Source organism: Leucobacter fengyongliangi, from assembly GCF_052386045.1.
Genome location: NZ_CM126356.1, coordinates 286,410 through 308,547, shown reverse-complemented (window position 1 = coordinate 308,547; position 22,138 = coordinate 286,410). Strand labels below are relative to the sequence as shown.

Annotated in this window: 22 protein-coding genes and 1 pseudogene; 7 read left to right on the top strand and 16 right to left on the bottom strand. The window is 60.1% G+C overall.

What is annotated here, in order from left to right; genetic code table 11:
- Window positions 1-9: 9 nt before the first annotated feature.
- The 7 genes from ACTNFK_RS01485 to ACTNFK_RS01455 all read right to left on the bottom strand — a co-directional run bounded on the left by ACTNFK_RS01485 (window position 10) and on the right by ACTNFK_RS01455 (window position 8,097).
- Window positions 10-903, bottom strand: coding sequence for an SDR family NAD(P)-dependent oxidoreductase (locus ACTNFK_RS01485; RefSeq protein WP_435937071.1), 894 nt, complete (start codon window positions 901-903; stop codon window positions 10-12).
- A 61-nt stretch (window positions 904-964) separates the two neighbouring features.
- Entirely contained in the window at window positions 965-1,861 is an 897-nt protein-coding gene (locus tag ACTNFK_RS01480) for a cyclase family protein (RefSeq protein WP_435937070.1), read from the bottom strand.
- 2 nt (window positions 1,862-1,863) lie between these two features.
- On the bottom strand, window positions 1,864-2,724 hold the full coding sequence (locus ACTNFK_RS01475) for an enoyl-CoA hydratase/isomerase family protein (protein ID WP_435937069.1): 861 nt from the start codon (window positions 2,722-2,724) through the stop codon (window positions 1,864-1,866).
- A gap of 3 nt (window positions 2,725-2,727) precedes the next feature.
- Complete coding sequence (locus ACTNFK_RS01470; protein WP_435937068.1) at window positions 2,728-3,642, bottom strand: OB-fold nucleic acid binding domain-containing protein; 915 nt, start codon at window positions 3,640-3,642, stop codon at window positions 2,728-2,730.
- Between the two features lie 9 nt (window positions 3,643-3,651).
- A complete protein-coding gene (locus ACTNFK_RS01465; protein ID WP_435937067.1) occupies window positions 3,652-4,806 on the bottom strand; it encodes a thiolase C-terminal domain-containing protein in 1,155 nt (384 codons plus the stop codon).
- Window positions 4,803-5,891 carry a thiolase C-terminal domain-containing protein gene (locus ACTNFK_RS01460; protein ID WP_435937065.1) on the bottom strand — a complete coding sequence of 363 codons (1,089 nt, stop codon included), beginning with the start codon at window positions 5,889-5,891 and terminating at the stop codon, window positions 4,803-4,805. The genes ACTNFK_RS01465 and ACTNFK_RS01460 overlap by 4 nt, the downstream gene beginning before the upstream one ends.
- 163 nt (window positions 5,892-6,054) lie before the next feature.
- Window positions 6,055-8,097: a 3-hydroxyacyl-CoA dehydrogenase NAD-binding domain-containing protein gene (locus ACTNFK_RS01455; RefSeq protein WP_435937064.1), complete on the bottom strand. Its 2,043-nt coding sequence runs from the start codon at window positions 8,095-8,097 to the stop codon at window positions 6,055-6,057.
- A gap of 123 nt (window positions 8,098-8,220) precedes the next feature.
- Here ACTNFK_RS01455 and ACTNFK_RS01450 point away from each other — a divergent pair.
- Together ACTNFK_RS01450 and ACTNFK_RS01445 are read left to right on the top strand one after the other, a co-directional pair.
- Window positions 8,221-8,472: pseudogene (locus tag ACTNFK_RS01450) on the top strand (acyl-CoA thioesterase domain-containing protein); the annotation flags it as partial.
- Between the two features lie 213 nt (window positions 8,473-8,685).
- Window positions 8,686-9,042: an acyl-CoA thioesterase gene (locus tag ACTNFK_RS01445; protein ID WP_445117223.1), complete on the top strand. Its 357-nt coding sequence runs from the start codon at window positions 8,686-8,688 to the stop codon at window positions 9,040-9,042.
- On the opposite strand, the gene ACTNFK_RS01440 is transcribed toward ACTNFK_RS01445, so the two are convergent.
- Both ACTNFK_RS01440 and ACTNFK_RS01435 read right to left on the bottom strand, forming a co-directional pair.
- Window positions 9,005-9,784 carry an enoyl-CoA hydratase/isomerase family protein gene (locus tag ACTNFK_RS01440; RefSeq protein WP_435937062.1) on the bottom strand — a complete coding sequence of 260 codons (780 nt, stop codon included), beginning with the start codon at window positions 9,782-9,784 and terminating at the stop codon, window positions 9,005-9,007. The two genes, ACTNFK_RS01445 and ACTNFK_RS01440, sit on opposite strands and share 38 nt — an antisense overlap.
- Window positions 9,785-9,839: 55 nt before the next feature.
- Entirely contained in the window at window positions 9,840-10,790 is a 951-nt protein-coding gene (locus ACTNFK_RS01435) for an NAD(P)H-dependent flavin oxidoreductase (protein WP_435937061.1), read from the bottom strand.
- A gap of 144 nt (window positions 10,791-10,934) precedes the next feature.
- On the opposite strand from ACTNFK_RS01435, the gene ACTNFK_RS01430 reads away from it, so the two are divergent.
- On the top strand, window positions 10,935-11,660 hold the full coding sequence (locus ACTNFK_RS01430) for an enoyl-CoA hydratase (RefSeq protein WP_435937060.1): 726 nt from the start codon (window positions 10,935-10,937) through the stop codon (window positions 11,658-11,660).
- Here ACTNFK_RS01430 and ACTNFK_RS01425 read toward each other — a convergent pair.
- A complete protein-coding gene (locus tag ACTNFK_RS01425; protein ID WP_435937059.1) occupies window positions 11,657-12,253 on the bottom strand; it encodes a nuclear transport factor 2 family protein in 597 nt (198 codons plus the stop codon). The genes ACTNFK_RS01430 and ACTNFK_RS01425 overlap by 4 nt on opposite strands.
- A 141-nt stretch (window positions 12,254-12,394) precedes the next feature.
- On the opposite strand from ACTNFK_RS01425, the gene ACTNFK_RS01420 reads away from it, so the two are divergent.
- Window positions 12,395-12,895, top strand: coding sequence for a nuclear transport factor 2 family protein (locus tag ACTNFK_RS01420; protein ID WP_435937058.1), 501 nt, complete (start codon window positions 12,395-12,397; stop codon window positions 12,893-12,895).
- Complete coding sequence (locus ACTNFK_RS01415) at window positions 12,870-13,625, top strand: EthD domain-containing protein (protein WP_435937057.1); 756 nt, start codon at window positions 12,870-12,872, stop codon at window positions 13,623-13,625. The genes ACTNFK_RS01420 and ACTNFK_RS01415 overlap by 26 nt, the downstream gene beginning before the upstream one ends.
- A gap of 57 nt (window positions 13,626-13,682) precedes the next feature.
- Here the strand turns inward: ACTNFK_RS01415 and ACTNFK_RS01410 are convergent, their stop codons facing one another.
- From ACTNFK_RS01410 to accB, 4 genes are read right to left on the bottom strand one after another with little or no spacing between them, the layout of a single operon-like run.
- The gene (locus ACTNFK_RS01410) at window positions 13,683-14,480 is read right to left on the bottom strand and encodes an enoyl-CoA hydratase/isomerase family protein (RefSeq protein ID WP_435937093.1); all 798 of its coding nucleotides are present in this window, start codon (window positions 14,478-14,480) and stop codon (window positions 13,683-13,685) included.
- Between the two features lie 2 nt (window positions 14,481-14,482).
- Window positions 14,483-15,949: a hydroxymethylglutaryl-CoA lyase-like TIM-barrel protein gene (locus tag ACTNFK_RS01405; protein ID WP_435937056.1), complete on the bottom strand. Its 1,467-nt coding sequence runs from the start codon at window positions 15,947-15,949 to the stop codon at window positions 14,483-14,485.
- Window positions 15,950-15,983: 34 nt separating this feature from the next.
- Window positions 15,984-17,339: an acetyl-CoA carboxylase biotin carboxylase subunit gene (locus ACTNFK_RS01400; RefSeq protein WP_435937055.1), complete on the bottom strand. Its 1,356-nt coding sequence runs from the start codon at window positions 17,337-17,339 to the stop codon at window positions 15,984-15,986.
- 4 nt (window positions 17,340-17,343) lie between these two features.
- Complete coding sequence (gene accB, locus ACTNFK_RS01395; RefSeq protein WP_435937054.1) at window positions 17,344-17,838, bottom strand: acetyl-CoA carboxylase biotin carboxyl carrier protein; 495 nt, start codon at window positions 17,836-17,838, stop codon at window positions 17,344-17,346.
- A 261-nt stretch (window positions 17,839-18,099) separates the two neighbouring features.
- On the opposite strand from accB, the gene ACTNFK_RS01390 reads away from it, so the two are divergent.
- Window positions 18,100-18,786 (top strand): 3-oxoacid CoA-transferase subunit A, encoded by a 687-nt coding sequence (locus ACTNFK_RS01390; RefSeq protein WP_435937053.1) that lies wholly within the window; start codon window positions 18,100-18,102, stop codon window positions 18,784-18,786.
- A gap of 5 nt (window positions 18,787-18,791) precedes the next feature.
- Entirely contained in the window at window positions 18,792-19,448 is a 657-nt protein-coding gene (locus ACTNFK_RS01385) for a 3-oxoacid CoA-transferase subunit B (RefSeq protein ID WP_435937052.1), read from the top strand.
- An 81-nt stretch (window positions 19,449-19,529) separates the two neighbouring features.
- Here the strand turns inward: ACTNFK_RS01385 and ACTNFK_RS01380 are convergent, their stop codons facing one another.
- Together ACTNFK_RS01380 and ACTNFK_RS01375 are read right to left on the bottom strand one after the other, a co-directional pair.
- Window positions 19,530-20,375, bottom strand: a complete 846-nt coding sequence (locus ACTNFK_RS01380; protein ID WP_435937051.1) for a cytochrome b/b6 domain-containing protein — start codon at window positions 20,373-20,375, stop codon at window positions 19,530-19,532.
- Between the two features lie 782 nt (window positions 20,376-21,157).
- Complete coding sequence (locus ACTNFK_RS01375; RefSeq protein WP_435937050.1) at window positions 21,158-22,129, bottom strand: electron transfer flavoprotein subunit alpha/FixB family protein; 972 nt, start codon at window positions 22,127-22,129, stop codon at window positions 21,158-21,160.
- Window positions 22,130-22,138: the final 9 nt, after the last annotated feature.

Below are 22,138 nucleotides of genomic sequence, written 5' to 3'. Positions count from 1 at the left end.
TGCTGTCAGCTACTCCTCCGGGGCGAAGCCCGTCGAGAGTGAAAGTCCAATCCAGGTTTCCGTTTCGATAGCAACAGCCTCGATCTTCTTACTAATGCGCGCCACCGCGTCAACGCCGAGTGGCAGTCTCAGAGGCGGCACTTCTGCATCTACGATCGCCAAGATCGCCGCCGCTGCCTTTTGCGGATCACCTGGCTGAATTCCGTCGTTCTCCAAGGCAACTTCCCGATTGATCAGAGTGTCATAATCCGCGATCGGCGTATCCGCCGCCACGATCGATGCGGTAGAGAAGAACTCGGTGCGGAACACTCCAGGCTCGACCACCGTTACGCGAATGCCCATCTCCGCGAGCTCAAGAGCAAGTGCCTCTGAAAGCCCCTCCACAGCGAACTTCGTCGCCGCATACACTCCAGAGCCGATAGCAGCCGCGAAACCACCCTGCGAGGAGATGTTCACGATGTGGCCTTTTCGAGCTCGTCGCATCGCCGGCAGTACCGCGCGAGTCAAGTTAAGGAGCCCGTCAACATTGGTAGAGAAGAGTTCGCGAACCTGTACTGCGCTGACCTCTTCCACCGCACCCACCAGACCGTAGCCGGCGTTGTTTACCAGCACATCAATTCGTCCGAAACGGGCAAGCCCTGCCTCAACTGCCGCCAATGCAGCAGCCTCATCGCGAACATCCAGTTCAACGGGGAGGAGCCCGTTCCCCGAATGGGGGAAGGCATCACGAACAGCCCGGGTCGAGCGGGCACCTGCGATAACCGCGTCGCCCCGATTTAGCGCGGCGGAAACAATCGCCCGCCCCAAACCTCGAGAGGCTCCCGTCACGAACCAGACATTCTGACCCGAGCTAGACTCGGGACCGATTTCGGTAACTGTCGTATCTTCTGGTGTGTGCATCATCCGCTTCCTTACATCGTCTCCGGCTTGCGTCCACCGCCGAGACCGGGCTTACGCGGTGCGATCAGAGGATGACCATTGCGTTTGCCGTCGAGGAGACACCGCCACGCAAATTCAAAGGTACCGAGACGAAGAAGAACTCCCAGCGGTTGCGCGCGCGCGCCTCTGCCACGAGCCGTCTGAAATCGAGCAACTCCAGGAACGAGAGCCCAATGGCTGGAAGACACCGCCGATGAAGGGAGCCATGTTTCGGATCCCCGGGACCGGGCTCGATCGAGGGATTGTCTGACCCCAGCAACGAGATACCGGTGTCCCAAAGGAACTCCACCATCGAGGCGCTGCCCTCTAACCCGCACCACCCAGCCATCAGTTCAGGATCTTGTCTCTTCAAGTACGCCTCTGCCCAACCAGTGTGCACCAGAAGGATGTCGCCCTCTTCGATTGTCACACCCTGCTGTATGGCAACCTCACGAAGCTCCTGAACCGAAAGGCTGCGCGGCTGAAAAGGATCCGGCTCAATGACGGTCATGTCAAGGAGCACCGCGCGACCCGCGATACCGCGCTCTGCCACGTGGTGGATACCAATGTTCTCCCGGGCCGTTTCGAGGTCTCGCGAACCGTCGAAGTACCCAAACTCACGTGCTCGCACGTGTCCGAGTCCGTCAAGTTGCGAGGACGACTGCGGGTTGAAACTATGCAGGAGGTCCTCGGCCTCGTTCCGGTTGGGCTGGAGAGGTTCGTGAGCGACGGGAACTCGGTTGAAGAGCGGTGGATCGAACGCATCGAGCGGCAGGTTGAGCGGAATCGTCACGCCTTCACGCACTAGATTGCTCGCCCGACGCACATGAGCCGCGGTGATCAACGACAGTGTGCCGAGGGCAGCCGGAAGCTCCTCCCGCGCATGACGTACATCCAGTTCGCCGAGAAACGGGAGCTCAGAGAAACGTTTTCGTTCGGCCATTGTCACACCTCAAAGTCGGGGGCACCTTCGTCATTAAAGCGGGCAATCGCCGCCTTAAGCCCCATGTCACGGATCCAACCCTGTACTTCTTTTACTTCCTGAGATTGGTGCAACAACGCGTCTGTTTCTGCACCCATGCGCGCATATGTCAGCAACCCCTGTAACTCGGTCACCCGGTTGAGGGCCTCCTTCTTCATGCGGAGCACATTTCCGGGCGTACGGGCGATCGAACGCCCGAGCTCGTCGATATGTTGGTCGAATTCGGACTCGGGCACCGCGTGGGTGGCCCACCCCCACTCGACCGCGGTTTCTCCGCTGATACGGTGACCCGCGTCGAAGGAGACCAGTTTCGCGCGCTTCGGACCAACGAGATGCACCCACATCGGCGAGAGGTACCCACCGCCGATGAGCAGCGACGGAGAACTCATAATCACTGCGCTCTCAGCCACGACTGTGATGTCACAGAATGAGGCAAGTTGCGACCCGCCGCCGATGCAGTAGCCGTGCACCGCTGCAATCACCGGCTGAGGGTGCCTCCATAGCCGGGTGAACAGCTCAATGTTCGACGCGAGACGATCTCGGTCCTCGACCGGGGTCCGCTCGGCAGCGTAGCCAATCTCAGAACCGTCTGCCGCGATGTCATACCCGGAGCAAAATGCTCTCCCGGCTCCACGAATCACTACGACCCGATGCCTGGTTTTTGCAAGCAAATCCAAGGCTCGACTGAGGTCATCGAGCAAACCATCGCTCAGTGCGTTCAGCCGATGCGGCCTATTGAGGGTCAGGGTTGCAACGTGATCTTCGATGTGAACGATCAGGTTATCGTATTCTTCGTGGAGCCGAACGGGCTTTGTGTGGGGCATGGGTTACTCGATTACCTCGAAGTACTCGATGTCGGCCAAGCTGCCGGTGTGCCGATCGCTCCAGACCGCCCGTACTCGGGCGCCAGGTGCAGTCGAGGTCTTCGCCTCATCTGGGTCAACGTTTCCAATCATGTGGATCAGTCGAGTTGACGCACCGTCGAGCACGATTTCCGCATACACGTAGGGTGGCTTCATACGCTGGCCGATGAACTCGATGTGCACCACCGAACTCGCCTGAACTGTACCGGTGGAGGCAACATCCACCCACTGTCCGGTGGGCTCGAAGCAGGCATCGCATCGGCCCCGGGGCGGCAACAGCACGCGTTCGCAAGCCGTGCACTTGATGCCGCGGAGTCGACGATCGGTCCGCACACCGTCAAAGAAAGTGCCGTAGTAGTGACCATATGCGTGCTGATAGTCGAGCGTCATCGAGTACTCGATGCTCTCCGGGGACTCGCTGAGCTCGCCCGTGATTTCCCGCGGTTCGAAGCCGGCGGTACCCCGCTCGGGGCCGAAACCTGCGAGGTCCATCACAGAGTCCCCAGCAGGAGTCTCAGCCCAAACAGCTTCGACACGTGCACCGACTTCAAGCTGCCCGTCACTGAAGCCAACGAGTCGGTGTGCGAGCGGCACATCCGTTCCGTCGATCCGCACGAGGCCGAGAACACCATCGATAGTCTCGGTAAAGGCCACCACTTCGCCAACTGGCGCCAGCTCGATGAACCCATCAGCGGCCACCCCGGAGCGCGAGAAATCTGCGGGGGGGAAATTGATCTCCGAACCGTGCTTCGAAGCGAGCAAACGCTGCTTCGAAAGTTCGGCAAGGAAGATGCCGGTCGCCGTCCCCGGAGTCAGGGTATATGGCATCCGGATCTGTGCGGGCATTGCCTCTAGCAATGCGTTCTGATTCTCAGTCATCTTCATCCCTTACTTCTCTGCGCCCACGACTGCGACACCGCGGAGATTTGCCCATCCGCCGCCGGCTTGCGCGACGCCAAGCTCAGCTCCGGCTACTTGGTGCGCACCGGCCTTGCCGGTTACTTGCATGGCGACTTCGGCCAGTCGAATCAGAGCCGTCGCGCCGATGGGGTTCGCACCCATGCATCCCCCCGAGGGGTTGACCGGCAGGCTGCCAGTCATCTCGGTTTCACCTGAGGCAATGAGTTCCGCAGCTCCGCCCTCGGCGCAAAAGCCAAGGCTCTCGTAGTAGCTCAACTCAAAGCAGGTGTATGGTTCCTGCACCTCGGCGACATCAAACTGCCGGAACGGGTTGGTAACGCCCGCATCCTTGTAGACCTGCGCCGCGGCGAACTGCAGCGGCTCAGACTGCACCATCTGACGGTCCGGCCCATTGTCGGCCTCCCCCCAATACGCCATTCCACGAATCCAGGCCGGGCGATCCGTGATCTTCTCTGCGTCGTCTTCATGGGAGAAGATCACAGCGCACGCACCATCCGAGATCGGCGGTACATCGAGGATCTTGATGGGCCAGCAGAGCGGCCGGGAGGCCATGACTTCATCCACGGTCACTTCACGCTTCACGTGCGCCTTCGGATTCAGCAGGGCATTCTTACGGTTCTTCACCGAAACCATCGCAGCGGCTTCCTCGGTGTGACCTAACTTCAGCATGCGCGCGTGCCAATACGCAGCCGAAAAGCCCATGATGCCCACGGCGAACTCACGCCCCCAGAAGGGATCGTAGAGCGTAGATATCGACGCTTGCAGCGCGCCCTCTGAGAGCTTGTCGTACGCGACGACGAGCACGCGCCTCGCTGCACCACCCTTGATTTGGTTCACAGCTGCGAGCGCACCGGCGAGACCGGTCCCACCGCCACTCGTAACACGGACCACGGGCTTGAACTGGGCACCGATGGTGTCGGCGATCCATTTCTCGGGCTGGTTCACCGCGGCGAACATCGCGGGTCCGCTCGCGATGACGACACTGTCGATGTCGTCCATGGTCAGTTGAGCATCAGCGAGTGCCTCGATGACGGCCTCTCGGGCGAGCCCGGCCTGGCTCACGTCCGTTCGACGCCGAGCGTGCTCCGTCTGCCCCGTTCCGACAATTGCTACCTTGGTCATCGTGCCACCTCCATTGTGACTACGCAGTGGTTCTGCATGGCGAAACCACCGGTTCCGTGAACGAGCGCGGACTTCGCCTCGCCAACTTCATGTCCCTCGCGTCCGGCGAGCCGGATGAGTGCCTCATGAAAGCGCACGAGACCAGTGGCCATCACGGGGTCTGCCGGCAAGGCACCGCCTGATGGGTTGATTCGCTTATCTTCGGAACGATAGAGGTCGATACCCTTGTGCTGCTCTGCGAGCCCGAGGGCCTCAACAACCATGAGTTCACCCGCGGTTGATGTCGCCGAAAACTCGACAATGTCGTAGTCAGCTGCCGACGACTTGCCCGACATCGTGAGAGCACCCTTCAGAGCGTGGGTGGCTGCGGGCATGGAATCACCTGATCGCGCAGTGTAGAAGTAGGTATCCATTGATGCCCCATGACCGGTGATCCACACGGGATTCGGGCTGATCTTCTCGGCGATTGTGTCAACTGCCAAGACGATGGCGACGGCGCCATCTACCGGGCGCGAGTAGTCGGATGCAACGAGCGGTGAGGCCACTGTCTCGCCTGAGGGCCTCTCACCCTCGGTGTCAACACCCGGGTTGGCATCGGCTCGCTTCCAAGCGACATCAGATACGACCTGCAGATCTTCGGATCGGAGCCCCGCTGCAGCCACATAGCGCTGTGCGGAGAGTGCAGCAGCCGTCTGATGGCTCAGTCCCACAGGCCGTTGCAGGAACGGCTCAAGCATGCCGTTCCAGAAATTGTCGAGGTTGCTTTCCGAAGGCTTCGAGTATGCGATCACCAACGCAACGGACTTTGGTCCCGCAACGATCTTGTTCGTGGCATACGTCAGCGCCCAGAGCCCGTCTTCCTCGACGCGGGACTCCTCCTTGTGGTTCGCGCCCATCGCCCCGAGGAAGCCGCAGTTTGAGATGCTCCGGCCATCCAGGAAATCGCTTCCCGAGTCGATCACGAAGTCGACATCGCGAATCGTCAGGCCCGTACCCTTCAGAGCCTGCACAACGACCTCGTCGATGAGGTCAATGTGCTGTTTTTCAGTATGCGCACTTGCGAGGGAGGTTTGCGCGCTTCCCACTGCCGCCACTCTTCGTTGAGATATCTGATTCATAACTACCTACCCAACCATACGTTTGGTTTACTTACAAGACAAAATTCTAACCTTGCTAGACAAGATTCAGACGGAGAGGACCGGTACGTGGGCATCTGACCCGCGGCCGCCACTCCTTCGGTCCGGCCCTTCAGCGACCCACCTCATCAAGGACTCGACGGATCGACTGAGGGATCGATTCGTCCGAACCTGCGGCGCCCGCGAAGCCGATGGGGTCGGATTCCCAGACCCGCTGCAGCCCCTCGCTCAACCACGATTCTGACTGAGCCGCGGCAAATCGGATCGGGCCACCGAGCCAGCGGGGGAAAGCGAATCCTTCGGTGAAAGCCAAATCGATGTCGCTTGCTCGACGTGCTACGCCGCGATCCAGAAGCCCGGCGGCGGCAACCAGCATGGAACAGATGATCCGCTGCTGGATCTCCTCTCGGGAAACCGAGCGGGCTTCCACGCCTTTGGCCTCACGGGCCTGGTCGATGATCAGCGCGACCCGGGGATCCTCCGCACCGCGGGGAGCCTCCTCTGAGTACTGGTACCAGCCCGCGCCCGACTTCTTACCCAGGCGTCCCTGCTCGCAGAGCGTGTCGGCGATGGTCACATATCGCTGATCCGGATTGCGCGTAGCTGCCAGCCGCCTGCGGCGAGCCCACGCAATGTCTAGCCCGGACATATCACCCACCGCGAAAGGCCCTACGGGTAGACCCAGGGCGCGCATCGCGTCGTCAACTTGGCGGGGCGATGCACCGTCTTCGACCAGATACTCCGCTTGCATGCGGTAGTCGGCGTAGACACGATTGGCCACAAATCCGTCCGCAACTGCCGCGAGGATTGGGGTCTTCCGCAATAGTTTCGCAACCTCGGCCATCGCCCCAATCGCCTGATCGCTGGTGCGTTCAGCGCGTACCACCTCAATCAGTGGATTCCGATTCGCCGGGTTGAAGAAGTGCAGCCCAACGAAGCGATCACGGTGCTCGAGCACCTCCGACATTTCGTTCAGGTCGAGATAGGAAGTGTTCGTCGCGAGCACCGCGTCGGCCGCGACAATCGTTTCCAAATCGCGAAGCAGTTGCTGCTTCACTGACATGTCTTCGAAGACCGCGTCGATCACCAGGTCAACATCCGCGAAACCTGCGAGGTCAGTCACGCAAGTGAGCTCGCCCCACTTGCGTGCGTTCTTGCCGATCTCCCGCAGTTTTCCCTCCGCGCGCGCGAGCGCCTCGGCGTTGACCTCGTAAACGACAACCTCTAGTCCCGCGCTCAGCAAGGATTCAGCGACCCCGAGACCCATCGTGCCAGCGCCTGCGACTCCAACTCGGCGGATCGGCGCTTTGGGCTTCGCGATCGCGACATCCTTCGCCGCCGCTCGCGTCGCAAAGAAGAGATACCGAAGGTTTCGCGCCTCGGCACTCACCCGCAACTCATCGAAGACGACCCGCTCCTGCTTGACCGTCTCGGGGCCAGGCTTTCCCACCCCCGCCAAAACAAAGTCAATCGCGCGCAACACATTCGGTCGAGTCTTCGGGGAGCTCTTGTATTTCTCTACGACTGCATCGAGTGCCGTCTGATCGACATCAGGTTCGTGCTCCATGAGCACGATCCTGCGACGGACGGCCGACTTCGCTCTTTCCTTGGCCGCTTCTTGCAGTGCAGAGGGATCGACGACCTGATCCACCAGACCCAATTCAAGGGCCTTCTTCGCGTCCACGGGTCGTGCTGATGCGATGATATCGATCGCGGCGGCAGTCCCAATCAGGCGAGGAAGCCGAACCGTACCGCCTGCACCCGGCATGAAGCCGAGACTGACTTCGGGAAGGCCGAGCTTCGAGTCCGTCGCCGCGATCCTTACGTCGCATGCGAGCGCGAACTCCAGTCCACCGCCCAGGGTCAGCCCGTTGAGAGCCGCGACAATAGGGATCTCAATGGATTCCATCAACTCGATGACCTCAGTCAGCAGCGGGTGCTGGACCGGACCATCGAACTCCTTGATGTCCGACCCTGAATAGAAGTGCGCCTGCGCGCTCAGCACCACGATCGCACGGATGTTCTGTGCCGCTTTCAGCTGCGTAAAGGCTTCGAATAAGCCTGTACGGAGCGCGACGTTTCCGGTACTTACCGGTGGATTATCAATCGAGACGACCGCGAGATCATCTTCGTACTGCACGGAGACAAGGCTCATCGCTACTCCTTTGGTTCACTGAGCTAGTTCAAGACCAAATACACGTTATCAAACAATCATTCGATTGGTATACCCTAATGAGTTCAACTTTCGTTTCCGACCGTGTCCGCAGGAGCAATACTCATGATCCACCTCTTCGACCACCGGGAGCTCACTCCGACCCCCAACGGGCTCACCGGGCTCTGTACGGCCGGCTACGGAACTCGGATTTTCGGAGGACACAGCCTGTCGCAGTCGCTGATCGCCGCTTCTGCATCTATCTCGTACTCTCGAGGCGCCAGTTCATTGCACTCCGTATTCCTGGCACCGGGGTTGGCAGCCGCACCTGTCCACTACGCCGCCACACCACTCAAGCGAGGCCGTGCCTTCGATGTCGTCAGGGTCTGCGCTTCCCAGAACGATCGTGAGATTCTTGAGACGCTCGTCTCTTTCCACGACGGCGAGCCAGGGCTCGAGTTTCAAGTAACGCCCCCCGAAGTCATACCTGCAGTGTCGCTGGAAGACGATCCCCTCCATCGATATTCAACCTCAGATGCACGCGCACCGTTCATATGCCGCACAGTGCCACACGATTCTTCGAAGCCTCACATGCAAACCTGGATTCGGACGGTTGATGAGCTAACCGACGACCCTCTGCAGCACCAGGCGGCGCTCACGTACGCGCTCGACTTCCTGATTACGAAAACTGCACACAATCCCATCGACACAGAGAAGATGCAGCACCGGGGCGCCTCCCTCGACCACACGATGTGGTTCCATCGACCATTCCGGGCAGATGAGTGGCTGCTGGTCGACGTTGTCACGACCAGCTTCTTTTCCAGCCGGTCGATGTCCCAAGCGTCAATCTTCGACGCGAGCGGCAGCCTCGTCAGTAGTGCCTCTCAGGAGGCGCTACTTCGCCCGCCAGTCAGCGACCTTGGAAGCTCGGATTCCGCTTCTCACTGAATGCCTGGAGCGCTGCACGGTGGTCTTCGGTCGCCGCTAGCAGCCCCTGGGCTTTGGCCTCGAGGTCGAGTTGTTCCGGCAAGCTACTCTCGGCAGCGGCGTTAACGAGGCTCTTGATCTGGCTGATCGCGATCGTCGGGCCCATGGAGAACTGAGTGACCCGAGCGCGCACCACGCTATCGAAGTCCACCTCGTCAATTACCTCGGTCACGAGACCCAACTCAAGCGCCTGAGAGGCATCAAGCTGTCGTGCAGTCAGGAGGAGTTGCTTTGCTCGCGCTATTCCTAGTGCCCGCGTGAGCCAGTAGCTCGTCGACATATCAGGCCCTAGTCCACGCTGCACGAATGCCGGGGAAAAGACCGTGGAACTCGAGGCAAACACCAGGTCGCAAGAAAGCGCCAAACCAATCCCTGCCCCGGCGACATGCCCCTGCACCGCCGCGATGACCGGCTTCGGCATTCGCGCAATGCACTGCACAATCTCACTGGCCAGCGCAAGCTTCGCAGCCGAGTCTTCTGGCCCGTTACCCATTTCCTTGATGTCGCCACCGGAGCAGAAGGCAACTTCCGTCCCGGCGATGACCACCGCACGGATCCGTGGATCCGCTTCAGCCTCGAGCAAGTGCCGGTGCAAGGCGCGCCGAATATTCCAGTTGATCGCGTTACGTGCTTGCGGTCGGTTGAGGCGCAGCCATAGCTCGCCGCCGTCGCGGTGCACCAAGAGGTCGTCGGTCTCGTTCATGATTCACTCTTCACTTTCTGCGCGAATACGCCTCTGCAGGCCCACGCCGCTCTGTCTACTCACTCAGTTGCTTTGAGAGGGAGTGTGCGATGAGTTCCTCGGCATCGCCCACGATACGGTCGATGAGCTCCGCACAGTCCGGCACATCTGTGATGAGAGCCTGTGAAATTCCCGCCCACCAGATACCGGCCTCTGTGTTGCCAGTCTCATAGACCTCTCGGCCCCGCACACCGGCCACGAGCTCTCGCACGCCAGAGAAGTCGGAGCCGGCCGCAAGTCGTCGGGCAACTTCTAATGCAATGCGGTTCTTGGCGACCCGAGCGGTGTTTCCAAGTTCGCGAAAGATAAGCGCGGTATTTAGCTCATCTCCTGCTACCAGCGCAGCCTTCACGCGATCGTGGATCGGGGCCTCTCGCGTGGCCATGAAGCGCGTGGCCATGAGGATGCCGTCGGCTCCAAGCGCAAGTGCAGCGACGAGGCCGGAGCCGTCGGCGAAGCCGCCCGCTCCGAGGACCGGAATATCAAGTTCTCGGACGATTGCGGGTAGGAGCGTCAGGCTAGGCGTGTCAAGTTCGCCTGGGTGCCCAGCGGCTTCGAAACCGATAACGGCAACCGCGTCAACCCCGGCTTCTTGCGCTTTAATCGCGTGGCGGCGACTGGTGACTTTGTGCACCACTTTGATTCCCGCGTCCCGGTAAACCGGCATGAACTCGGCAGGATTCGAGCCAGAGGTCTCTACTACCTGCACACCACCTTCGATGATCACCCGGCGGAACTCGTCATACGGCGGAGGAGTGATCGAAGGGAGTGTGGTGACGTTTACCGCAAACGGGCGGTCAGTCAGCTCCTGGCACTGCTCGATAGCGTGCGCCAGATCCTCAGGAGTCGGATACGTCAGAGCGGTGATGCATCCGAGCCCGCCCGCGTTCGATACGGCAGCCGCGAGTTCAGCCTTACCGATCCACTGCATCCCGCCCTGCATGATGGGTGCGGTGATGCCGAACATTCGTGTGAACGCCGTCGATAGCATTCCGCCCCCAGTCCGAGAAGTTTGACCAAACGATTGTTAAACATGGCTCTCCGATGCATACTCTAGCCGAAGGGTTCGGAGCAGACAAGGATCCTGGCACGGCGGCGAAAGGAGCGAGATATGATGGAACAGAGCCCGATGCTGAAGTGCGAGCGCGACGGCGCAGTAGCAGTACTGACGCTCAACCGGCCGGAATCTCGTAACGCACTCACCCGAGAGCTTCTTCGGCAACTTACAGCACTGGTCGCGCAACTCGATGCCGACGACAGCATTGGGGCGATCATTTTGACCGGGGCCGATCCCGCCTTCTGCGCAGGGGTTGATCTGAATGAGCTTATGACTGTACCCGGTGCCGGGCGCGAATTCGGACCGCGTTCCGAACCAATATTCGAAGTCCGCACGCCGCTCATCGGTGCGGTGAATGGTCCCGCCTACACTGGTGGCTTCGAACTTGCGCTCAACTGCCACTGGCTCCTGGCTTCGGAGCGGGCGCGATTCGCCGACACTCATGCGAAGTTTGGCTTCCTGCCAGGCTGGGGTCTCAGCCTGCTCCTCTCCGAAGCAATCGGCAGACGCCGGGCACGGTACCTCTCAGTGACGGGTCAGTCGCTGGACGCGAAGCGTGCATACGAATGGGGACTCGTTAACGAGATCGTCGATCACCAGTCCCTGCTCCCTCGGGCCCGTGAAATCGCCGAGCAGATCACAAGACAACCCAGGCCCGCTGTCCGCGCACTCACTGAGCTATTCAACCAACAGGCTCGGGCCACTGACACCGAACTCTGGAATCTTGAAAGTGACTCCTGGATCGACCCCGACTCCCTCCCGTCGCACAGAACGCTCTAGCCACCAAGAGTTTCGGCCCCATGAGGGCGATCGCGAGGGTCAATGCCGAATAGGTCGCACAGCCAGTCCTCCATGCTTTCAACTTCATGAGGAGACCAGAAGGGAGAATCAAAGCCTGCGATGAGTCGCCTAATGACGAGCCGACCGCTCTGGTGGATCAGCACGAAGCGGCAGAAAGCAGAAGCCTCGAAGTCGCTCTTCGCTCGCGTGGCACCATAGACTTGCATTAACGCGTGGGCCTCGACGTTGCCATCCGCATCAACAGGGTCGACGATGAGATTCGTCAGCACGTGACGCCGCTGGTCCTTTTGCACTGGCCAGAACCGAGTGTACCAGTCCAAGACCTGGTCTCTTCCGACGAACGGACCTACCCGCGTCTCTCCCATGACGCTTGCCTCCCACACGGCCTCTTCCGCAAAGCAATCCGCCAACACTTCCAGCAACCGCTCATCTGTTCCCCAGGTGAATCGATTGAGTACTTGTTGCACGTCAATGAAGAGCTGCGCTGGAACTGGTTCGCTATTTTGGGGTGCAATCTTGAGCAATCCGGCCTGTGAACCCCAGGCGGGTTCAGGTCTGAACTTCTTGCGCATCCGATCTCCTCAATACTCCGTCTTATCACCCAATTGCCGACACGCTCGCCGAAGCGCGGGCCGCACCAACTATAGTCAATCAACTGTTTGGTTGTTATATTGAGCAGAGCTATTCGCTACTTACAGACGCGAGGTGGTTTCATGAGTAACGCCGCATTCCCGGCTCCAGGGTGGAGCACACGGGCTGAACGGACGCGAATCGCTCCCGAGGTCCCCCGCGACACAGCAGAAGAGGCACTTGACCGTCTGCTGATCGTTGAGCGAATCAACCGGTATGGTTGGGCATTTGACGAACGTCGTCTTGACCTACTGGTCGATTGCTTCACAGAAAACGGCACCTGGGAAGGCTCCGTTTTGGGAGTCGATGACTACGGCCCCTACGTCGGACAAGACGAAATTCGCAGGTTCATAGCAGATTTCTTCCCGCTTCAGAACGACCATCGACGACACCAGTTCTCGAACTTCGTGATCGAGTTCGAGAATGCGAACTATGCAGTCGCACATGCATATCTCGTGCTCTGGGGTTCTGAGAACGACTGCACACGAGCAATCACTGCGGGCCCCTATCGTTTTGTTGCCGTGCGTGACAACGGAGTCTGGCGAATCTCGGAACTGCATGGCGGCTGGGACTCGCATTTTTGATGAGATCGGAACAGATATGCAGGAGTCGTTCACCCCAAGCGTCGCGCCATCTGGCGGAGAGCGCAGGATAGCGCTCCTCATCCCGAAAGCAGGATGGAGCCCCCAGCGCTTTCGAGAATACTGGCTCCATTCCCACGGCGGCTTAATTGCGACCACACCCGGATACGGAAAGTTTCGCACCGATTACATTCAGGACCATGTAGTCAACAACTCGCTCGGCCTCGAGCCATTTCCCTTCGCCGGGGTCGCCTCGGTTCGCCTCCCCGAGGGTGATGTTCCTGCTTTTTCTGCGACAGCGGTCTTTCAGGATCGAATCTTGCCTGATGAGAAACGCTTCCTCGATCGGGAGGCAAGCGTTGCGCTCCGCGTGCGTGAGCGCAAGATTCGACTAGGGGTCGGGCCAGTGAAATGTTTGGCGTTTGGCGCATTTGGCGAGGGTATTCAAGATTGCTCCTCACTCGCTGCCGCGCACGAAATGCTCCCAAGCCAGACCCCGAGAGCTCGCGACATTATCTTGTGCGATGTCATCGACCAACCGACCGACCTCAGCGGCACTGTTTCGCTCAACGCCCCGAAGATCGACTGGGTGGAAGAAACCCGGTTTGCAAACGAACGAGAAGCCCAGGAACACTTTTCTGCGCGCCTCGCTCATGCTCTCGCCCCGGCGCGATGGGCAATCCAATCGCACGAACACGTGCTCTTCGTCGACAACCAACTGTCCCAGAGCTGAGGCCCTGCCTGATTAGCGATTTATCTTCATAGCTCCCAAATCTGGAGACCAGAGCCCTCACTCGGAGAGAAACCGACGTCGCTCGGGAAGAGAGAGGGAGAGATAGGCGTCAAGCACCCGCAATGCCTCCGATCCGAACTTAACACGCAAGCTTGCACCAGAGTCCAGATCAAGGGCGACGCCGAGCGGCGCCTCCCGGCCCGCGTGGAGTGCGCGCTTCGCAGCCACCACCGCGAGCGCATTATTACGTAACATCGCAGCGACAATTTCACGGGACCTGGAAACTGCATCCTCTGCGACTTCGGTGACCATCCCCAAGTCACACGCGCTCCGTGGAGTGACTACACTCCCCGTCAGCACCAACTGAAGGGCACGATCGTATCCAATGAGCCGGCTCAAACGCTGCATCCCGCCCGACCCTGGGACGATACCTAGCTTCGTCTCCGGGAGACCATAGAGAAAGTCGCCGTCCTCTCCTATGCGGAGATCGCACGCCAACGCAAGCTCGTACCCAAACCCCATGGTGTCGCCGTTGAGCGCACACACCACCGGGTAAGGTGCAGCCCCAATAAGGTTAAACAACCGGTTCACCCGATCATTGCGAGCTGGCCCGAGCTTCGCAAGGCTCTCAGACCCGTTGAGACCCGCGCGGATTTCGTCTGGAGAGAAGTGGGTAATAAAGGACCCATCACCGGTACCGGCGAGGATCAGACCAGCAATCGGGTCTTCGCTCCACGCGAGTACCAGGTTCTCGAGTTCCTTTACGGCAGCATCTGTACAGTAGCCGCTCGGGGCATTCGAGAACCTGGCGGTGACAACATCATCCTCCTCTTCGAGGTTCCAGTGGTGCAACATTTTCACGCTCGCGATCGGCGCAGCTCGACGCTGAACTCGGGGCTCTGCACCAAGAAACCGGATGATGCAGCTGACTCCGATACAAGGTCGAGCACGTTCTCCACGATCGCATTCGATGAGCGGCGCGGATCCTTCCTCACCGGCCCATTACCGAGAGCCTGGTCAACAGCTTCTTTGGAGAGGAGGAATCTCAGCAACAGTTCCTCATCTGAGATCCCAGATTCGAACTTCGAACGAATCTCCTTAATGCTGGGATTCGGCCGCTCCCACTTCATGATCTCCCGCGCGCGGGGGGTCGACAGGATTCGGTCCTTCACTTCCTGATTCACGGGACCCCAAATTGGTCCGTAGTGACCGAGCAGGTAGTGAATCACTTCATCCGGGCTGATACTGTAGGGATCCCCAGTCACCACATTCAGCACCGCCTGAATCCCGACGAACTGCGACATCGGTGTAGCCATGATTGGCTCGCCGAAGTCACGGCGCACCTGCGGAATCGCACGGACCACTTCAGGGAAACGATCTTCCATCCCATGCTGACCCAGTTGGCGGATCAGGCTCCCGGTCATTCCACCCGGCAGCTGATGATCATAGATTGTGGGATCGTATTCCGCAGGGACCCCAAGCCTATGCCCGCCCAGCCTTGCCGCCTCAATGAAGTTGTCTGCAACGGGGGCGAACTTACTGGTATCGAGCGAATGAGTGTGGCCCATCCACTCGATCATGTTCACCGTTGCCTCAGTTGAAGGCAGTGACGGCCCGTTCGCCATGGGGAGGGAAGCCGTGTGGAGCACATCGATGCCGGCTATCACACCCTCGGCATAGTTGTGAATACCGAGACCGGTCGTAGCGTGGCAGTGGAGCTCAAGTCGCTTATCGTCGACTGCGCGTCGAATTGCCGGCAGGAGCGTCCGTGCACGATCCGGAGTCAGGATTCCAGGCGCATCCTCGATCTCGATAGTGTCAACGCCCTCCCACGCAGCCATCTCACGAGCGCGATCGGCGAAAAACGCGTCGTCGTGCACACTAGTGAGACCATACATGATCGTCGGAATGACTACGCCACCGCTGTCGACAACGGTCTTCGCCATCTTCTGGAACGTCTTCATGTCGTAGGCGACATCGTAGATCCAGTGCTCGGTGACTCCGTGTCGCACCATGGTCTGCACCCACAATTCCATGATGGCCTCAGGCGACTGTCCGAAGCCAATCGCGCTGTGGATCCTCATTCCCTGCCGGAACGTATTCCCCGGCATGCTCCGAACCAGGAAGTCGAGGTGATCCCAGGGATCGTCGTGGTAGTCACGGGTGAGAACCTGGAACATCCCGGGGCCGGTGAGATCTATCGTGCTAAATCCGGTCTCCGAGAGGGGCGCGAGCGCGCGGGCGGCTTCGAAGGCGCGCATATTCAGACCCCAGAGACTCTGTTGCCCGTCTCGAAGTGTCGAATCGATGAAGTCGATGTGCATGAGAGTGCTTTCTTGTAAGTCGGCGGGGTGCTAGCTACGCGTGGTAGGTTGCCAGGAACGACTCTTCGAGCCACTTCGTGGTGATCGGTTCGCCGCTGAAAACTGGGTCGCGAAGAATCGCCAGTTGGAGTTCAATGGTCGTGGAAATTCCCTTGACGCTGCTCCTCTCAAGGACCCGAACCATCTTCGCAATGGCAGCCTCGCGGGTTGGTGCGTGCACAATGATCTTGGCGATCAACGAGTCGTAGTAGGGGGGTACGACCGCACCGTCGTGCATGTAAGTATCAACACGCACTCCTTCACCATTTGGAATCGTCCACTCGGATACGGTGCCCGGGCTCGGGAGGAATCCGGCGGGAACGTTCTCTGCGTTTATGCGGCATTCAATGGCATGACCACTGATGTGAACGTCCTCTTGGGAAAAGGAGATCTCCTCGCCTCGCGCTATCCGAATCTGCTCGCGAATGATGTCGATCCCGGTTACCACCTCGCTCACCGGGTGCTCGACCTGTACGCGTGCATTGACCTCAAGGAAAACGAACGCTTCGCGCTGTACGTCTACGAGGAACTCACAAGTGGCGGCGCCAACATAGTTCAGGGCGCGAGCCAGGTGAACCGCAGCCTCACGGATGCGGGACACCAAGTCCTCCGAGAGACCGACGCTCGGCGCTTCCTCAATGATCTTTTGGTACCGACGCTGTGCTGAACAATCTCGTTCTCCGAGATGACGTACGTTGCCGTGGCTGTCGGCGAGAAGTTGCACCTCAATGTGGCGAGCTTTCTCAATGTAGGGCTCGAGGTACACCGTGCCATCGCCGAATGCACGCTCAGCTTCGGTGCTGGATCGCATGAATCCCTCACGTAGATCCTCTGCTGCGCGGACGATCGTCATACCGCGGCCGCCACCGCCCGCAGAGGCCTTCAAGAGAAGTGGGTAGGCGTCGAGTTGCTCGGCCGCCTCGATTGCTTCTTCAAGAGAGGAAAGGCCTCCAGTGCCCTTACCTGTCGGGATCCCTACTGACTCCGCCATCTTCCGCGCCAGCAACTTGTCACCGGATCCCTGCATGATCTCAGCAGACGGACCGATGAACGTGATCCCATTCGTTTCACAGGCTTCAACGAGCGTAGGTCGCTCGGAGAGGAAACCGTAGCCGGGGTGGAGCGCATCGCAGTTCGCGTTGATTGCGGCCTGCACTACTCGTTCTGCCGAAAGGTAGCTTTCGGTTGCGGCGGCTGGTCCGATCACCACGACCTCATCTGCGAGACGCGCAGCCAATGAGTCAGTATCTGCAGCAGACACTACAAGAACACTCTCGATGCCTTCGTCGAAACAGGCTCGAATAATACGAACGGCGATTTCACCGCGGTTCGCTATGAGAATCCGCTTCATGCCGTTATGCCGCGTCCGGGCGAATGGTCACGAGGGTGTCACCAAACTGTACGCCCTCACCGTTACCGACATGGATGCCGGTCACGGTACCCGTCACTCCAGCTGGGACATTGTTCATGAGCTTCATGATCTCGACGATGCCGACCGTGTCATCTGCATCTACGTGGTCGCCAACCTGAACGAATGGCGCGGCGCTCGGCTCCGGGGCGCGCCAGAACGTGCCGACGCTGGGAGCGTTGACCGGCACACCGTCTGCGCTGGGAGCAGCTTCTGGAGCAGCGGCGGGAGCGGCAGCGGGAGCAACTGCAGGTGCGGCAGCGGGAGCAACGGCAGGAGCAGCAGGTGCAGGTGAGTTGGCGACCGCAGACTCGGTTGCGAGGTGGGCTCCGTTGCGCGCGACGGCAATTTTGACATCACCAATGACCACCACAGCCTCGTCCCAATCGGACTGTTGGAGCGCATCGACGATGCTATTGATGTCCTGCGATGAAATGGTCATTCCAAGTTCTCCTTGTAAGTACGTCGCCGTTGAACGCCATCAACCAATCGGTTGGCAGTCTCAGAATAGACTGTCTCGCGAGCTGGGTCAAACGATCGTAGCCATCAAGCACGTGTGGACCTAGTCTACCGAAAGGTAGTCGTCCAAATGTTTGGTTGGTATAGTCTTATGGGGAGCATTACATTTGTTCCCGCGCTCTTCTAAATTACCCGCCACCCGCGGCCCGCGGGCGTGTGCTCTCGAATTCACAAAGGAGTGTCGATGATAAACAAACAGGTACTGAGTATCGCGGAGGCTGTGGCCGATATTGGCGACGGTGCCACGATCATGGTCAGTGGCTTCGGGCCCCCTGGCCAACCTGTCGAACTCATCGAGGCACTCCTTGAATCAGGTGCGCGCGACTTAACGATCATCAACAACAATGCCGGTGCCGGCGGCGACGCGATCGGAGAGCTGTTTGCTGCGAAACGTGTGAGCAAGGTAATCTGCTCATTCCCCAAGGCGATCGGCTCCACGATTTTCGATGAGCTTTACCTTGCGGGAGAGATCGAGCTCGACCTCGTGCCCCAGGGCACCCTCGCTGAGCGGATTCGCGCGGCTGGAGCCGGAATCGCCGGATTTTATACCCGGACTGGCTACGGCACTGAACTCACCGATGGCCGCGAGGTCAAGGAATTCAACGGCAAGATGTATGTCCTTGAGGAGGCGCTGTACGCAGACTTCGCTCTCGTTCGGGCACACAAAGCCGATCCGCACGGCAACCTCGTGTTCAGGAAAACTGCCCGTAATTTTGGCCCCATTATGTGCACCGCTGCAGCGACCACCATTGTCGAGGTCGGAGAAGTCGTAGAGCTCGGGCAGCTCGATCCGGAACACATTGTCACCCCAGGTATTTACGTCGACCGTATCGTCGCAGTGCCCGACACCGCCAACAAAAGGAGCGTCTGAGGAAAATGAGGCTGAGCAGAGCTGAGATTGCGGCCCGCGTCGCACAGGACATCCCGGATGGGGCATACGCGAACTTGGGCATAGGTGTACCGACCCTGGTAGCGGATTATTTGCCTGAAGGCCGAGAGATCGTGCTGCACACCGAGAACGGGCTACTGGGCATGGGCCCGGCGCCGAGCGAGGACGAGATCGACGAAGATCTCATCAATGCTGGAAAAATTTATGTCACTGAGGCACCCGGTGCTGCATACTTCCATCACGCCGATTCCTTCGCCATGATGCGTGGAGGACACCTGGACTACTGCGTTCTCGGCGCCTTCCAGGTGTCGGAGGGCGGTGATCTCGCCAACTGGCGCACCAATTCACCATCAGCGATTCCAGGTGTCGGCGGAGCTATGGACCTCGCGGTCGGAGCGAAGCACGTCTATGTCGTGATGGAGCTCTTCACCAAGACCGGAGACTGCAAACTCGTAGTCAACTGCGATTACCCGCTCACTGGCAAGGCATGCGTTGAACGTGTCTACACCGACGTGGCTCTCTTCGAGATCCGCGAAGACGGCGTAAACGTACTTGAGATCTTCGATGACGCAAGCTTTGAAGAAGTCGAGCGGCAGGTCGGCTTCGCACTGGTCGATTCGACGGCTGAATTCGCCACACTGTAGTAGCTGTCTCCACAAATAGTGCCCCGCTTCGCATCTCCCTCTCGGGATCGCGAAACGGGGCACTCTCTACTCACCGGTACGTTACCGGCTGGATACCTTGCCGAACAGATTCGCAATCGGGGCGAGCAGCAGCGGCCGCGCCAGCCAGCTGACCAGCCCGGCCGCGAAGAGCGCGGCCGCGAACCACCAGAAGCCTGCCCAGCTCAATTTGTCCGTGCCCGCGAACATGTGGTTCAGATTGCGCAGCGCTCCGGTCGCAAGCACCAGGAACACGTGCACGATAACGAAGAACACGAAAAACAGCATGACCGGGAAGTGCAGCGCCCGAGCCAACGGCGCAGGATAGATTCGATTCACTTTCTTCGCCTTCTCCGGCCACCACTCACTCATCCGAACCCCGGTGATCGCCGCAAGCGGGGCGGCAATGAAGACCACGGTAAAATACATCAGCTGTTGCAGGCTGTTGTAGTTCACCCAGCCGTTCTCGGTCGGCCACTCGAGCGTCAGGTACTGAAGGCCAGCCGACAGGGCATTCGGGAAGACCTCCCATGAAGTCGGCACAATTCTTGCCCAGTGTCCCGTCGCGAACAGCAGCACCACGAACACCACGCCGTTCAGCAGCCACAGGATGTCGATAGTCGTGTGGAGCCACAGGTACAGACTGATCTTCTTCCCGCCCCGTTTTGGCATGTAGAACGCCGGCGGCTTCTGCTGATATCGCACCAGCAGGCCCGTCCTCACGATCAGTACCATGAAGAAGAAGTTCAGGAAGTGCGTCCAACGCACCCATCCTGGGAAACCCTCCTCCACGACGATCGGCGAATGGTATTCACCAGGGTAGCGCGCCAAGAACTCGGGCACCCCGGGCAGCGTGGTGACTCCGCGCGCGGCGAGCACGATGATTCCCGCCGCCGCCACCGCGCCCACGATGCCCCAAACCGCGAGTCTCGCCCACCCTGAGAGCGAGCGGGAACCAATCATGCGCGGCTGCGGGTTGCTGGCCGCCGGAACAGCGGGGACGGTGTGTTTCTCCGCGGCGGGCATCGTGTCGATGACGGGCCGCGGGGTTCCGGGCACCGACTCGGCGACAACGGGTTCAGCAATTACAACTTGTTTCGCCAGAGCAGATACAGCCTTGGGCGCGGCAGGTACGGGCGCGGCAGATCCTGAGTCTTGCGCCGGCGCAACAACCGGGACACCACTAGTGTGCCCGGTCGGCCTCAGTGCGACTGGCACCTGGTCTGCGACTGGCCAGGCCTCGCCGCCCGCGGCTCGGGGCAGGCCCCGACGCAGCGTGATGCCTGAGGCGGCAGACGGCACTACCGCGGACCTTCCGGTCTCGACTGTTGCGATCACGGAAGCCTGGGTCGCTTCGGCCACGTTCGCCGCAGCGCCCGTCGCACCGCCGGAATCGGTAAGGGTCTCCCCTAGGGGGGGCCATGGTTCGCCTGCGGGGGTTCTCGGCAAGCCCCTTCGCCACGTGCTCCGAGCGCCCACTGGGGTGGGCGCAACCGATTCCGCAGACGGATCCTCGGCGCGAGCGCAAGGTTCTGAGTTTACCTGGGTCTGAGCCTGTATCTGGGTCCGGGTCTGAGCGTCAGGATCGCGCGGCAAATCACCGGCTTTCACTCCCCCAAGAGGCCACGGCTCACCGCCGCTCGTGCGAGGCAAGCCACTTCTCATGATCGCATCAGGGTGAGACGACATAACTACTGCCGCCGTGTCTCGAGCGCGCTGATCAGCTGAGGCACAATGGTGAACAGGTCTCCAACCACGCCGAAATCGGCAATATCGAAGATCGGCGCGTCCGGATCCTTGTCGATCGCGATAATCGTCTTTGAGGTCTGCATACCCGCCTTGTGTTGAATTGCTCCGGAGATCCCGAGCGCGATATACAACTGCGGAGAGACGGAGGCTCCGGTCTGGCCGACCTGGTGGGACTGGGCTATGTAACCGGCATCAACGGCCGCACGTGATGCCCCCACCGCAGCACCCAAGGCATCGGCAAGCTGTTCCACGAGCACGAACTGCTCTTCGGACCCGAGGCCTCTGCCGCCGGAGACGATCTTCGCCGCTCCCCGGAGCTCGGGTCGGGACGAGACCACGGATTCCACCTCGAAGGAATCGATGCGGGCGGCCGGCCCCTCGGCCTGCGCCACTGTCAGAATCTCTGAGATGAGGGGCTGCGCGGACGCGCGCGTCTCGATTGATCCCTGTCGGAGCGTGATCACCGCCACGCCGAATGTCGGAGCGGAGATGACCGTGTAGTTGCCTCCGTAAACCGAGTGATGGGCGATCACTCCGAGTTCGTCACGGTCGACCCCGACCGCATCGACGCTCACCGCAGCCTTCGCCCGAACACCGAACCGCGCTGCGAGCACGCGACCCTCGAGCGAGTGGGCAATGAGTACGGCTCCCGGCCGGACGCGCTCGACTGCGGCGCAGAGCGCATCGACGCCGAAGCCGTCGAGAGCCAGGGGATCGGGCCGCTCGGCAACAAGCACACGAGTGGCACCGAGTTCGGCGAGCTGCGGCCCCGCGGACTCTGGTCCGAGGAGCAGTGCAACCGGGCTGCCCAACTGTGAGGCTGCGCCGAGCAGCTCGGCCGAGGATTTGGCGGGCGCGCCGTCTGGTGAGGCCTCGATGACGACAACAATCGCGTCTGAAGGGAAATCAGTCATTGTGCTTCT

Coding starts and splice junctions, on each gene's coding strand:
- ACTNFK_RS01425 (WP_435937059.1), bottom strand. CDS start 12,253: ATGCGCAAGAAGTTCAGACCTGAACCCGCCTGGGGTTCACAGGCCGGA.
- ACTNFK_RS01405 (WP_435937056.1), bottom strand. CDS start 15,949: ATGCACATCGACTTCATCGATTCGACACTTCGAGACGGGCAACAGAGT.
- ACTNFK_RS01430 (WP_435937060.1), top strand. CDS start 10,935: ATGATGGAACAGAGCCCGATGCTGAAGTGCGAGCGCGACGGCGCAGTA.
- ACTNFK_RS01455 (WP_435937064.1), bottom strand. CDS start 8,097: ATGAGCCTTGTCTCCGTGCAGTACGAAGATGATCTCGCGGTCGTCTCG.
- ACTNFK_RS01480 (WP_435937070.1), bottom strand. CDS start 1,861: ATGGCCGAACGAAAACGTTTCTCTGAGCTCCCGTTTCTCGGCGAACTG.
- ACTNFK_RS01400 (WP_435937055.1), bottom strand. CDS start 17,339: ATGAAGCGGATTCTCATAGCGAACCGCGGTGAAATCGCCGTTCGTATT.
- ACTNFK_RS01410 (WP_435937093.1), bottom strand. CDS start 14,480: ATGTTGCACCACTGGAACCTCGAAGAGGAGGATGATGTTGTCACCGCC.
- ACTNFK_RS01375 (WP_435937050.1), bottom strand. CDS start 22,129: ATGACTGATTTCCCTTCAGACGCGATTGTTGTCGTCATCGAGGCCTCA.
- ACTNFK_RS01440 (WP_435937062.1), bottom strand. CDS start 9,784: ATGAACGAGACCGACGACCTCTTGGTGCACCGCGACGGCGGCGAGCTA.
- ACTNFK_RS01435 (WP_435937061.1), bottom strand. CDS start 10,790: ATGTTCGGCATCACCGCACCCATCATGCAGGGCGGGATGCAGTGGATC.
- ACTNFK_RS01445 (WP_445117223.1), top strand. CDS start 8,686: ATGCAAACCTGGATTCGGACGGTTGATGAGCTAACCGACGACCCTCTG.
- ACTNFK_RS01465 (WP_435937067.1), bottom strand. CDS start 4,806: ATGACCAAGGTAGCAATTGTCGGAACGGGGCAGACGGAGCACGCTCGG.
- ACTNFK_RS01485 (WP_435937071.1), bottom strand. CDS start 903: ATGATGCACACACCAGAAGATACGACAGTTACCGAAATCGGTCCCGAG.
- ACTNFK_RS01475 (WP_435937069.1), bottom strand. CDS start 2,724: ATGCCCCACACAAAGCCCGTTCGGCTCCACGAAGAATACGATAACCTG.
- ACTNFK_RS01385 (WP_435937052.1), top strand. CDS start 18,792: ATGAGGCTGAGCAGAGCTGAGATTGCGGCCCGCGTCGCACAGGACATC.
- ACTNFK_RS01390 (WP_435937053.1), top strand. CDS start 18,100: ATGATAAACAAACAGGTACTGAGTATCGCGGAGGCTGTGGCCGATATT.
- ACTNFK_RS01470 (WP_435937068.1), bottom strand. CDS start 3,642: ATGACTGAGAATCAGAACGCATTGCTAGAGGCAATGCCCGCACAGATC.
- accB (WP_435937054.1), bottom strand. CDS start 17,838: ATGACCATTTCATCGCAGGACATCAATAGCATCGTCGATGCGCTCCAA.
- ACTNFK_RS01420 (WP_435937058.1), top strand. CDS start 12,395: ATGAGTAACGCCGCATTCCCGGCTCCAGGGTGGAGCACACGGGCTGAA.
- ACTNFK_RS01415 (WP_435937057.1), top strand. CDS start 12,870: ATGGCGGCTGGGACTCGCATTTTTGATGAGATCGGAACAGATATGCAG.